The organism is Vibrio sp. St2, assembly GCF_947311885.1.
GTDB lineage: Bacteria > Pseudomonadota > Gammaproteobacteria > Enterobacterales > Vibrionaceae > Vibrio > Vibrio coralliilyticus.
This window is the reverse complement of record NZ_CAMZNA010000005.1, coordinates 216,286-229,083: the sequence shown is the minus strand read 5'-3', so window position 1 is coordinate 229,083 and position 12,798 is coordinate 216,286. Positions and strand designations below refer to the sequence as shown.

The following is a 12,798-nucleotide window of genomic DNA, read 5'->3' as shown; positions in this document are numbered from 1 at the left end:
AGTTGAAATCGAGATATAAATACAGCAGAGAGCAAAGGCTCTCTGTTTTATTTTCTAAGTACCAAAGTAAAGTCAGCGTCAGAGTAATCGTCAATTAAAGTGACATTAGGTGTTACTGTTTGGCAAAACTGCAATACCTCAAGCTTGTTATAGGCTTGCAATACCTGTTGGTCAGGAAATGCCTCAATGTTAAGAAGATTAAAGATAGTTGCCTCTTTGCATGCAGAGAACATACGCATGATCATTTCGTTCAGATAGTCTGGGTTTTTCGTTCGGTAATTCAGCGATCCACTGGCGACGATGATATCCATCTCCGGTAAGGTTGCTCGGCTGATGTCGGCGAATTTAAATCGGCATTGTGAGGAGCCTATCCGCTTTCTAGCTTGGTGAAGGAAAGACCAATGTTGGTCGAAACCGAGATAAAACCCAGGGCGTTGGTTCTCTGAAAGGTAGTCATACAACTCTCCCAGCCCACAGCCGAGATCCAACACACGTTTGCCTTTGAACTTCATGTTTCGGGCGAAAGTCTCGAAGCGCACTTGTTGTTCTTCATGGCTGGACCAGCCTTGCACCTTATGATTTGTCCCATTCCAACGCCGAATTCTTTCTTTATGGAATAGGTAGATTTTCAAGCGATCGGCAAGATGCATAATGCTCAGAAAATAAAGGATGATAGATTCAGGTTACCCGTTTTCACTGTTGGTGCAAGCGAGTATTTCCTCCGCCTTCATTCAATCGAATTAAATTTAAAAAAGTACTTTACCTAAAGTTAACTTGAGGAATTAGAGTTAAATCAGTGAAGACAAGATTAGGCGGTAACGCGCTGATTCTTAAATTAACTATCTAATTACTCAAAAGGACTGAATTATGAAAGGCTATGTTGAGCACGCAAATATTGGTGTTGTTGATCCAAACAAAACGGTGAAACTGCTAACGACGGCTTTACCTGAATGGCGAATCCGTGGTGGAGGTGAATACGTTAATGGTCAGGGTGAGACGATTCAGTGGTGTCACGTCGGTGATGAAAACTCTTACATAGCACTTTCTTCAACAGGAAAAGGGGAGGCGCCGGACTGGCAAACACGATTCACTGGGGTTAAGCACGTTGGGATAGTGGTAACCGATCTAGATGCGATGGAAGCAAGGTTGGCTAAGCAAGGCTATTTTGTCGATCATCGAGGAGATGAACACCCTCATCGCAAGAACGCCTATTATATGGATGATCATAACTTGCAATTTGAGTTTATAGAGTACCTCTCAGAGCAACCAGAACAGAAGAACGATTACTCGTTATAGAGTTAATAAAAAAGCGCCGTTTTGGCGCTTTTCTTTTTGGTTATCTATCAAGCGGTTTGTTTGCTTAACTCTGGTGTCTCTTCTGCACTTGCTGGAGCTGTGGGTTCGCACTTATCGACAAACCAACCCATGTACGAGGTAATAATCGTTACCAAAATACACACAAAACTTAGCCACATAAATGGCGCGTATGAAAGTGTGGCGACACCTAAGATGCTTGCCATATAGATACCGTTGTCACTCCACGGAACCATGCCAGATGTTAGTGTACCGCCGAATTCGGCATTTCGTGACAGGTTCTTACGCTTGTAGCCAAGGCGATCGTAGTTTTTCGCGCAGATCTTCGGAGTGAGGATCAGGGAAACATACATCGCAGAGCCAAACACGTTGCCTAGGAAAGCAGTACCAATAGTGCTGGTTGCCAGTGAGCCTGAACTCTGGACACGGCGCTCAAACAGTTTGGCGATGGTTTCCAATACGCCGACTTTGTCCAATAGACCACCAAAGCCCAGACCAAAGACGATCACAGCGACAGAACCTAACATAGAAGACATACCACCACGGTTGAGAATTGAGTCGATAAACCCAACGCCAGACTCGATATGGAATGGTGCCCACGCAGTATTAAATGCCTGAAGGAAGTCAACATCTTGAATCATCACCGCCCAGATAATCCCCAGTAGTGAACCAAAGCTGATCACTGGGAAAGACGGCATGCGCATCGCTAACAGGCCAAGTACGATCATGACAGGGACGAACGAGTATGGCGTGATGTAGAACTGACTTTCCATGGCATCGATGACTGACTGCACTTGTGTCATGTCAACATTACCGGCGTAGTGGAAGCCAAAAGCAGTAAACATGATACCAGTGATGATGTAACTGATCAGAGCAATCGGCAGCATACCTTTGATGTGCTCAACGACTTCAACGTTAGACATTGATGATGCCAAAATTACGGAATCCGAAAGCGGAGACATTTTATCGCCAAAGTAACAACCTGACAGAACAGCACCTGCTGTGATTGGTGCAGGAACGCCTAGACCTTGGCCAATACCCATCATGGCAATACCAGCAGTACCAGCTGCACCCCACGATGTTCCGGTTGCAAGTGCGGTCAGGGAACAGATGATCATGGTCGCCAGAAGGAAGATAGACGGATGAATCGCTTTCAGGCCGTAGTAGATGATGGTTGGAACAATACCGCCTGAAATCCAAGTGCCGACCAAAGCGCCGACCGCTAGAAGAATTAAAACAGCACCTAGACCATTAGAAATGCCATTAAGCGCTGCTTTTTCTAAATCTTTATACTGGTGACCGAGACGAACACCAAGAATCATGATGACAAACCAGCCTATGTAGAGTGCTAGCTGAATAGGCAAATCCAATTGGGCTGTGAAAGAGAAAGCCATTAGCAAAAACAAACCAAGCGCAGCGATAACTTGCAGCAGGCTTGGTAAACGGGGAGTGAGTTGCGTCATGCAGAGCCTCTTATATGTGTTATATGCCATATGCTCCTATGTGTATGGGGAAGGAACATATAGAGAGTGTTTACTCATTTGGGTACTGGATGCACTTTACATGACTCAGAATAATATTTCGAACAAATACAACTCCTATGTGATTTAAATCTATTGATGTATTTGTTGCTAGTTAAAAATATTAAAAATGGTTAAATTTAATGGTTTGAAATGAGTTGTTTTGTGAATGGTATGTAGCACGTGAATCTCTCTTATGTACATTAATTCGCATGTTTTGTTGTAACTTGTGACTGGTGAGCAAAGAAGCAACAAAAAGCCATTTGGTGGAGATATTTAAAAAAAGGATGCAAAAGTTACAGAAATAAGTGAATTTTTCCTTGAGATTTTGTTGGGAAAATTGAAATATTGAGGAATTCCTTTTTTAAATATTGTACACGGAGAGTTGAGAATGAGAGTAGGTTTAGTCGGTTGGCGTGGCATGGTAGGTTCAGTGCTTATGCAGCGCATGGTTGAAGAAAAAGATTTCGACCTTATTGAGCCGGTATTTTACAGCACTTCTCAGGTAGGTATCCCTGCTCCAAATCTTGGTAAAGAAGCAGGTCTCCTACAGGATGCATTTGACATCGAAAGTTTAAAACAGCTTGATGCAGTTGTTACCTGTCAAGGTGGTAGCTATACAGAGAAAGTCTACCCTGCACTTCGTCAGGCGGGATGGAAAGGCTACTGGATTGATGCGGCATCAACGCTGCGCATGGCTCAAGACTCAATCATCACTCTTGATCCGGTGAACATGGCTCAGATTCAACAAGGCATCCATGGTGGCACCAATACGTTTGTTGGTGGTAACTGTACAGTGAGCTTGATGCTTATGGGCTTGGGTGGCCTGTTTGAAAAAGGCTTGGTTGAATGGACCAGTGCGATGACTTACCAAGCCGCATCTGGTGCGGGTGCGCAGAATATGCGTGAGCTGATTTCTCAAATGGGCATTATCAACGACTCAGTAAGCTCAGAATTAGCAAACCCATCAAGCTCTATTCTTGATATCGATAAAAAAGTGGCTGACACCATGCGCAGCGGCTCATTCCCAACGGACAAGTTTGGTGTGCCACTGGCGGGCTCTTTGATTCCATGGATCGATGTGAAGCGCGATAATGGTCAGAGTAAAGAAGAATGGAAAGCGGGCGTTGAAGCGAACAAGATTCTCGGCTTCCAAGATGCGCCAGTACCAATTGATGGCACTTGTGTGCGTATCGGCGCAATGCGTTGTCACTCTCAAGCGCTGACCATCAAGCTTAAGCAAAATGTACCAATGGATGAGATCGAAGAGATGATCGCTACCCATAATGATTGGGTTAAAGTGATTCCGAATGATCGCGACATCACTGCAGAAGAGCTAACACCAGCGAAAGTGACTGGTACGCTGTCGATTCCTGTCGGCCGACTACGTAAGATGGCGATGGGTGATGACTTCCTTAATGCCTTTACTGTAGGTGACCAACTGCTGTGGGGTGCGGCAGAACCACTGCGTCGCACACTACGCATCATCCTTGCTGAAAAAGCATAGTTTTCAAAGCGAAGAACCATCTCATTCTTGAGTTGCAAGATTTGTATAAAGGAAGGGTTGACGTATAACGTCAACCCTTTCGTTTTTCCTGTTGTCTATTTTCTAGTCTTCTTCGACGACTATCCTTTGGTCAGGATCGGCCAACTCACTTCCACAATGTTTGCAATGCATAGCATCTGACTCATGTCCTGACTTAGAGCAGTTTGGGCATTTGACCAAAGACTTGTGGGTGCGCATTTCTTGATTGAGCTCGGCGGTGATGATCCCTGTCGGCACGGCCAATATAGAGTAACCAAGTAACATAGTGATGGATGCAACGGCTTTGCCCAAATTGGTTTGAGGAACAAGGTCACCATATCCGACAGTTGTGATGGTGACGATTGCCCAGTAGATACTTTTAGGGATGCTAGTAAAGCCGTTTTTCGGCCCTTCAATGACAAAGATCAGCGCGCCAAAGATGGTAACAAGGATGGCGACCGTACTGAAAAAGATGAAGATCTTTCTTCTCGCCATGAGCAATGAGCGCAACAAAATATTGGAGTCTTGCAGGTAACGCACCAACTTAAGTACGCGGAATATTCGCATTACGCGTAGCAACCTGATGACACCCATGAATGACGCAGACGGAAAGAAAAACGCTAGGTATGTTGGCAGAATAGCCAACAGATCGACGACGCCGTAGAAGCTTTTTGCGTAAGCCACGGGTTTTGGAGAGCAATAAAGGCGCAGCAGGTACTCGATAGTGAAGAGAGCGGTGAATGTGTATTCCAAGTAACGCAGCTCTGTTCGCCATTGGGATGCGACCGCTGGAATTGATTCCAGAACCAGTACCAGTAGCGATGAAAGAATCGCAATAATTAATGCGATATCAAAGGCACGCCCAGCCTTGGTATGCGTGCCAAAAATAATGATATAGAGATGGTGTTTCAGGGATTTGCGTGGCATGACGGTACTACCTTTTAATCGATAGCGCTAATCATACCTGCAACACTCTTGTCAGGCTAATCCAGGGAATAAGTTACGTAAGCCATTGGCGATAAATTCAATGCCAAGTGCTCCGAGAATCAAGCCCATGATCCTTGTGATAACGTTAATTCCTGTCTGACCAAGAAAACGTACAATCAACGGCGCAGAGCGGAACAGGAACCAAGAGCAAAGGCAGAATAAGCTGACGGTAATAATGATGCCGACGGTATCCAGCATGGTCGGGTAACGTGCACCATAAACGATAGTAGAACTGATAGCACCGGGACCGGCCATCAGCGGCATAGCCAGAGGAACCACGCCAATTTGTTCGCGGCTGACATACTCGGACTTCTCCTGTTTGTTTTGCTTATCTTCACCTAACTTACCGCTCATCATTGAGAAGGCGATACTAAGTAGAAGTAAGCCACCAGCGACACGGAATGAATCCAGTGAAATACTGAACATATCGAGCAGCATCTGACCTGCCAGTAGAGATACGATTAGAATCACGGCGACGGCGAGATTAGCAGTTGCTGCGGTCTTATGTTTTTCTTCCAGCGTCATATGGCCTGTTAGAGAAACAAACACAGGCATGATTCCGACAGGGTTAACGGCTGCGACTAAGCCCAGAAAGAACTGTAAAAAAATTGCGATTTCGAACGTTTGCATTGCGTTTGCCTACACAAAGTAAAGACCAGAACAGGATCACCAGAGTGATAGGCGGAATATAGTCGAAAATTTGCTGAGTCACGAATGAAAAAATCTAAAGCTAATCTGAATTCATTACTGAGAAAATCTAATTCCTGACAGAAACGTAAACACTAATGACATACTTTGTTACGTACAATATGTGTGCAGTTTCCTTCGATTTACACAAACGTTAACATTTGCACATTTTTGGTAAAAAAAAGGAGGGACTATAGTGCCTCATTTACGATTGGATATAAGCTTAGTAGCACAACATTAGTGGACCACATGTAAGTTGATGGTCAAGAAATGAAACTTTTTTACAGTTTGTGTGCGATTCGATATCTGAGATACGTAATAGTTGTAAATTTATTTCGTGTTTGGATTTCTTTTTATTTTTTAAAATTCAACTAGTTAGATTTTATTTTTGATGTGGGATACCACTTAGTAGGTAAATAATATTTCAGAACTGATCTGGGTCAATTTTTTTCACAACCTGAAATAATATAATCAGCTCTGAAAGCAATTTACTAAGAAACACTGTTGAATCAACTAACAACGAGCACACAGTTTACTTACTAAAAAGTTTTTAATATTTGTTAATTTTAGGAGATTCCCTATGCCTGTAACTAATATGGCTGAACTAGATGCAATGATTGCACGCGTTAAAAAAGCGCAAGAAGAGTTCGCGACATACTCTCAGGAGCAAGTCGACAAGATCTTCCGCGCAGCGTCTCTTGCAGCTAACCAAGCACGTATCCCGCTAGCTCAACAAGCGGTTGAAGAATCTGGTATGGGTATTGTTGAAGATAAGGTAATCAAGAACCATTTTGCCTCTGAGTTTATCTACAATAAATACAAAGACGAACAGACTTGTGGCATCCTAGAAGAGGATGACAACCTAGGTACTATGACTATCGCTGAGCCTGTAGGTATCATCTGCGGTATCGTACCAACAACTAACCCAACGTCTACTGCAATCTTCAAATCTCTAATTTCTTTGAAGACTCGTAACGGTATCATTTTCTCGCCACACCCACGTGCGAAGAACTCTACTAACGACGCAGCAAAACTTGTCCTAGATGCAGCAGTTGCAGCGGGTGCTCCAAAAGACATCATCGGCTGGATTGATCAGCCATCTGTAGAGCTTTCTAACGCTCTAATGAAGCACGATGATATCGCTCTTATTCTTGCAACTGGTGGACCAGGCATGGTTAAAGCAGCTTACTCTTCTGGTAAGCCAGCAATCGGTGTAGGTGCAGGTAACGTTCCTGTAGTTATCGATGAAACCGCTGATATCAAACGTGCAGTCGCTTCTATCCTAATGTCTAAGACTTTCGATAACGGTGTTGTATGTGCTTCTGAGCAAGCTGCAATCGTTGTTGATTCTGTATACGACGAAGTAAAAGAACGTTTTGCTTCTCACAAAGCTTACGTTTTGACTAAAGCAGAAGCTGAGAAAGTACGTAAAGTTCTGCTCATCGATGGCGCACTAAACGCAAAAATCGTTGGTCAACCAGCTCCAGCAATTGCTGAAATGGCAGGTGTTAGCGTTCCAGCAGACACTAAAGTGCTGGTAGGTGAAGGCCTAGGCAAAGTGTCTTACGATGACGCATTTGCTCACGAGAAACTGTCTCCAACTTTAGGTCTATTCCGCGCAGATGACTTTGAAGATGCTGTGGCACAGGCTGTGACTATGGTTGAGATTGGCGGCATAGGCCACACATCTGGCCTATACACTAACCAAGATGTTAACGCAGACCGCATCCGTTACTTCGGTGACAAGATGAAGACCGCTCGTATCTTAATCAACATCCCGACAACTCACGGTGGTATCGGTGACCTGTACAACTTCAACGTTGCACCTTCTCTAACTCTAGGTTGTGGTTCATGGGGTGGTAACTCTATCTCTGAGAACGTAGGTCCTAAGCACCTAATCAACAAGAAAACTGTAGCGAAGCGAGCTGAAAACATGTTGTGGCACAAACTACCTAAGTCTATCTACTTCCGTCGTGGTAGCCTTCCAATCGCACTGAGCGATCTAGAAGGTAAGAAACGCGCATTCCTAGTTACTGACCGTTTCCTATTCAACAACGGTTACGCTGATGACGTAGTTAGCCTGCTTAAAGCTCAAGGCATGGAAGTTCAGACGTTCTTCGACGTAGAAGCAGATCCAACTCTATCTGTAGTAGAGAAAGGTGCTGAAGCGATGAAGAGCTTCCAGCCAGACACTATCATCGCGCTAGGTGGTGGTTCTCCGATGGATGCAGCGAAAATCATGTGGGTAATGTACGAGCACCCAGATACGCACTTCGAAGAACTAGCAATGCGCTTTATGGACATCCGTAAACGTATCTACAAGTTCCCTAAAATGGGTCAAAAAGCTGAGCTTGTTTGTATTACTACAACTTCAGGTACGGGTTCAGAGGTTACACCATTCGCGGTGGTTACTGACGACAAGACTGGTGCTAAGTACCCACTAGCTGACTACGAAATCACGCCAAACATGGCTATCGTAGATGCAAACCTTGTTATGAACATGCCTAAGTCTCTAACAGCATTCGGTGGTTACGATGCAGTAACTCACGCTCTAGAAGCTTATGTATCAGTTCTAGCAAATGAATACTCTGACGGTCAGGCTCTGCAAGCACTTAAGATGCTAAAAGAGTACCTACCATCAAGCTACGCAAATGGTGCAGCTGACCCAATCGCTCGTGAGAAAGTGCACAACGCGGCAACTATCGCTGGTATCGCGTTTGCTAACGCATTCCTAGGTGTTTGTCACTCTATGGCGCACAAGATTGGTGCTGAGTTCCACCTACCACACGGTCTGGCGAACGCACTACTAATCTCTAACGTAGTACGTTACAACGCGAACGATAACCCAACTAAGCAGACTGCATTCTCTCAGTACGACCGTCCACAAGCACGTCGCCGTTATGCTGAAGTAGCTGACCACCTAGGCCTTAGCCAAGAAGGTGACCGTACTGCTCAGAAGATTGAACGTCTACTAGCATGGCTTGATGAGCTAAAAGCTAACCTAGACATCCCAATGTCTATCCAAGCTGCTGGCGTTTCTGAAGCGGACTTCGTTGCTAAACTGGACGAACTAGCGGTAGAAGCGTTCGATGACCAGTGTACAGGTGCTAACCCTCGTTACCCTCTAATCACTGAGCTGAAAGAAGTTCTACTAGCGTCTTACTACGGTAAAGCGTTCGTTGAAGGTGAGACTTTCGAAGGTACGACTGTTATCAAGAAGAAAGCAGACCAGGTAGCCGCAAAAGCAGCGCCAAAATCAAAAAAAGCAAAAGCTAACGCATAAGTAGGAGCGTTGGTGTTGAGATAGGTTTTCGCTAGCACGAAACCTAACTATCGGGAAAAGGTTTAGCCCCAATCGAAAGGTTGGGGCTTTTTTTCGTTACAAGAATTGCTGAAAAGGTGTTGATAGAAGTTACGCGCGGCAAAACTTGCAGCCATTAAAAAAGCCAATGCTCTCGCATTGGCTTTTAAATTCTATTTCACTGGTTTTACTTCTCGTCTTCCGGAAGTTTTACATTTAGCTCCAGCACCGAAATATCGTCGTCTTTGTGTTCAAAAGAGAGATCAACCATAGAAGGATCCACAGCGACGTATTTACCAATTACCTTCAGAATGTCTTCTTTGAGCTGTGGAAGGTACGAAGGTGACGGGTCACCCTGACTACGACGTTCCGCAACGATGATTTGCAGACGCTCTTTGGCCAAATTGGCAGACGTTTTCTTCTGCGGGCGGAAAAATTCAAGTAATGACATTTAGCCTCCGAATAGTCGTTTGAAGATCCCTTTCTTCTGCTCGGTTAGGAAGCGGAAATCCACTTGTGATCCTAATAAGCGCTCGACAGTGTCGTCGTAAGCCATACCCGCGTCTGTCTCGTTATCGAAGATCACTGGTACACCTTTGTTTGAAGCATTCAGAACCGCCTGACTTTCAGGGATTACGCCAAGCAGTGAGATATGCAGAATCTCTTCGACATCTTCTACGCTCAGCATTTCACCTTGTGTAACGCGTGCTGGATTGTAACGGGTTAGCAGCAGGTGCTGTCTAACTGGCTCTAGTCCTTCTTCAGCACGGCGAGACTTCGAGTCTAAAATGCCCAAGATACGGTCTGAGTCTCGAACCGAAGAAACTTCAGGGTTCGTTGTTACAATGGCTTCATCTGCAAAGTATAGCGCCATCAGTGCGCCTTGCTCGATACCTGCCGGAGAGTCACAGATGATGAAATCAAAGCCCATTTCATCCAGTTCATCAAATACACGGCGAACCCCATCGCGAGTCAGTGCATCTTTATCACGCGTCTGAGAGGCAGGTAGAATGAAGAGGTTGTCTGTACGTTTGTCTTTGATCAATGCCTGATTAAGCGTGGCTTCGCCATTGATTACGTTCACGAAATCGTAAACTACGCGGCGTTCACAACCCATGATCAAATCTAGGTTGCGTAGACCGATATCAAAATCGATCACTGCGGTTTTCTTTCCTTTAAGTGCCAGGCCTGAAGCAATAGCGGCACTTGACGTGGTTTTACCTACACCACCTTTACCTGACGTGACAACAATAATGCGTGCCATTATGTGTTCCTTATTAATCTTTAAACGGTTAACAACTCGAACTTGAGCGAGTCATTGTCCAAACTGAACATAACTTTCTTCTGCCAGTATTCATCAGCAAACTGTTCTGTGAGCCAATAGTGACCGGCAATTGACATTAATTCGGCATTAAGCTTATTGCAGATGATCACTGCACCCGTGTTGCCACTGGCGCCAGCAATCGCACGACCACGGAGTGTTCCGTGAATGTGAATAGAACCATCTGCAATAACCTCTGCACCCTCACTGACGTGGCTTAAAACTACCAGATCACAGTCCTTGGCGTAGATCTGCTGACCAGATCGTACCGGAGTGCGAATAATCTTGGTTGGTGCCATTTTTGCTGGAGCCTGAGAAGGGGATTTACTGGCTGACATAACAGCAAAACCAGCCTCTGAAGCCAGATTCTGAGTGCGTTTATCGCGACCGCCTGTCACACCAACTGGAATCATTCCAGCGTGTGAAATCCCTTGTTTTAGTCTCGCAAAGTCAATATCACCATCAACTTTTGAAATATTGATGACAACAGGGGCTTGAGCGAAAAAAGCCGGCGCTTGTTCGACTTTTTCACTGAGAAATTGGAGTGTGTTTTCAACATCGTTATTTGAAAGGTGTAAAACGGACAAAGTAAAACTACTACCTTTCAGGTCCGGTGAATTCGACATCTTTTTTTGGGAACCTCGTAAGGACGTTGCCTGAGACTAGGGTTGTCATGTTATATTCCCACAATAAGCACAGCAAGTTATCTTGCGCTCAATTGAGTGTTTTGCTCTCAAAAATAGCGAAACATTGACGTTCTCTGAATCTAAACAGACAAAAGGCTTCCCATGCTTTGTGCAATTTACAAAAGTTCTAAAAAAGAAGGCGCGTACCTATATATCCCGAAAAAGGATGATTTTTCACAAGTTCCTGACACATTGATGCAAATGTTTGGCAAACCTACCATGGTCATGATGGTGAATTTGGACGGGCGTGAGCTGGCTCAAGTCGACATTGAAAAAGTGAAACAATCGATGAAAGACGAAGGCTTTTTCCTTCAGTTGCCGCCACCGCCAAAAAACCTGTTGGACGAATACAAAGAACAAAAGGCGCGCCAGCAATCAGAATAATTTCTCTCATCTATAATAGGGAAGTTGTTGGCGAATCATAATATTGCTCAAGGAGGGCAATGTGAAAAAATTATTGTCAGTCATACTAGGTGCGACGATTGCGAGCTCAGCTTGGGCTAATGAGCTGAGCTTTGAGCAATACGTTGAAGGATTAAAACAAGAGGCGCGACAAAAAGGCATCTCTGAGCAAACAATTTCTGCGGCTTTTGAGGACGTGACGTATAAACCACGGGCCGTGAAAGCCGATCGTAACCAACCAGAAAAAAAACTCACGCTGGATGAATACATTCCTCGTGCAGTGCCTGACTGGAAAGTAAAACAGGCCAAAGAGCTGTACGTGAAGCATAAAGAAGAGCTGCAGCGTATTGGTGAGGAATATGGCGTTCAACCTCGCTTTATTGTCGCGCTTTGGGGCGTTGAGAGTAATTTTGGCAAATTCACCGGCAATTACAGCGTGATTGATGCGCTGTCGACCATGGCTTATGACGGTCGCCGTGAAGCGTTTTTCCGTAATGAAGCCATGGCAGCGTTAACGATTCTTGATGAAGGGCATATCAAGCCTGAGGACATGAAGGGATCATGGGCAGGGGCGATGGGCCAGTGCCAGTTTATGCCGAGCTCTTTTCTTTCTTATGCCGCGGATGGCAGCGGTGACGGCAAGAAAGACATCTGGGATAACGAAGCCGATGTATTTGCTTCCGCAGCCAATTACTTGAGCCAGTCTGGCTGGACCGATTCCTATACTTGGGGGCGTCAGGTTAAGCTGCCACACGGTTTTGATACTAGCATTCAGGGTCGCAGTGAAGAGAAAGGGAAATACCTTCAGGAATGGAGCAAAATGGGGGTCACTCGCTATGACGGACGCCCACTACCTCAATTGGATGAAGATATTAAAGCTTGGTTGATTGCCCCTGATGACGCCAATGGCCGCGTTTATCTGGTATACAACAACTACAATGTGTTGATGAAGTGGAATCGCTCTTATTACTTCGCTTTAGCCGTTAGCCATCTGGCCGATAGAATCGCACTTTAATTGTTTTGATTAGGAGCTCTTCGGAGCTCCTTTTAGTTTG

Annotated in this window: 12 protein-coding genes; 5 read left to right on the top strand and 7 right to left on the bottom strand. The window is 45.0% G+C overall.

Annotated elements, in window-relative coordinates:
- Positions 1 to 47: 47 nt before the first annotated feature.
- Complete coding sequence (locus QMA41_RS16545; RefSeq protein ID WP_065741421.1) at positions 48 to 650, bottom strand: class I SAM-dependent methyltransferase; 603 nt, start codon at positions 648 to 650, stop codon at positions 48 to 50.
- Positions 651 to 867: 217 nt separating this feature from the next.
- Here QMA41_RS16545 and QMA41_RS16540 point away from each other — a divergent pair, with 217 nt between their 5' ends.
- A complete protein-coding gene (locus QMA41_RS16540; protein WP_006962957.1) occupies positions 868 to 1,296 on the top strand; it encodes a VOC family protein in 429 nt (142 codons plus the stop codon).
- Positions 1,297 to 1,343: 47 nt separating this feature from the next.
- Here QMA41_RS16540 and nhaC read toward each other — a convergent pair whose 3' ends face one another.
- The gene (nhaC, locus tag QMA41_RS16535; RefSeq protein WP_019275259.1) at positions 1,344 to 2,777 is read right to left on the bottom strand and encodes a Na+/H+ antiporter NhaC; all 1,434 of its coding nucleotides are present in this window, start codon (positions 2,775 to 2,777) and stop codon (positions 1,344 to 1,346) included.
- 448 nt (positions 2,778 to 3,225) lie between these two features.
- On the opposite strand from nhaC, the gene asd reads away from it, so the two are divergent.
- A complete protein-coding gene (gene asd / locus QMA41_RS16530) occupies positions 3,226 to 4,341 on the top strand; it encodes an aspartate-semialdehyde dehydrogenase (RefSeq protein WP_281630186.1) in 1,116 nt (371 codons plus the stop codon).
- Between the two features lie 102 nt (positions 4,342 to 4,443).
- On the opposite strand, the gene QMA41_RS16525 is transcribed toward asd, so the two are convergent.
- Together QMA41_RS16525 and QMA41_RS16520 are read right to left on the bottom strand one after the other, a co-directional pair.
- Entirely contained in the window at positions 4,444 to 5,286 is an 843-nt protein-coding gene (locus QMA41_RS16525) for an ion transporter (RefSeq protein ID WP_006962954.1), read from the bottom strand.
- A 51-nt stretch (positions 5,287 to 5,337) separates the two neighbouring features.
- Positions 5,338 to 5,976 carry a YchE family NAAT transporter gene (locus QMA41_RS16520; protein ID WP_006962953.1) on the bottom strand — a complete coding sequence of 213 codons (639 nt, stop codon included), beginning with the start codon at positions 5,974 to 5,976 and terminating at the stop codon, positions 5,338 to 5,340.
- A 637-nt stretch (positions 5,977 to 6,613) separates the two neighbouring features.
- Between QMA41_RS16520 and adhE the strand changes: the two genes are divergently transcribed.
- The gene (adhE, locus tag QMA41_RS16515) at positions 6,614 to 9,316 is read left to right on the top strand and encodes a bifunctional acetaldehyde-CoA/alcohol dehydrogenase (protein WP_038156109.1); all 2,703 of its coding nucleotides are present in this window, start codon (positions 6,614 to 6,616) and stop codon (positions 9,314 to 9,316) included.
- 205 nt (positions 9,317 to 9,521) lie between these two features.
- On the opposite strand, the gene minE is transcribed toward adhE, so the two are convergent.
- The 3 genes from minE to minC are packed head-to-tail and all read right to left on the bottom strand — an operon-like array spanning position 9,522 to position 11,281.
- Positions 9,522 to 9,785 carry a cell division topological specificity factor MinE gene (minE, locus tag QMA41_RS16510; RefSeq protein ID WP_006962951.1) on the bottom strand — a complete coding sequence of 88 codons (264 nt, stop codon included), beginning with the start codon at positions 9,783 to 9,785 and terminating at the stop codon, positions 9,522 to 9,524.
- Complete coding sequence (minD, locus tag QMA41_RS16505) at positions 9,786 to 10,598, bottom strand: septum site-determining protein MinD (RefSeq protein WP_006962950.1); 813 nt, start codon at positions 10,596 to 10,598, stop codon at positions 9,786 to 9,788.
- A gap of 20 nt (positions 10,599 to 10,618) precedes the next feature.
- Positions 10,619 to 11,281: a septum site-determining protein MinC gene (minC, locus tag QMA41_RS16500; protein ID WP_006962949.1), complete on the bottom strand. Its 663-nt coding sequence runs from the start codon at positions 11,279 to 11,281 to the stop codon at positions 10,619 to 10,621.
- A gap of 162 nt (positions 11,282 to 11,443) precedes the next feature.
- Here minC and QMA41_RS16495 point away from each other — a divergent pair, with 162 nt between their 5' ends.
- Entirely contained in the window at positions 11,444 to 11,725 is a 282-nt protein-coding gene (locus QMA41_RS16495) for a YcgL domain-containing protein (RefSeq protein ID WP_006962948.1), read from the top strand.
- Positions 11,726 to 11,786: 61 nt separating this feature from the next.
- Positions 11,787 to 12,758 carry a lytic murein transglycosylase gene (locus tag QMA41_RS16490; RefSeq protein WP_019275252.1) on the top strand — a complete coding sequence of 324 codons (972 nt, stop codon included), beginning with the start codon at positions 11,787 to 11,789 and terminating at the stop codon, positions 12,756 to 12,758.
- The last annotated feature ends 40 nt before the right edge of the window (positions 12,759 to 12,798 follow it).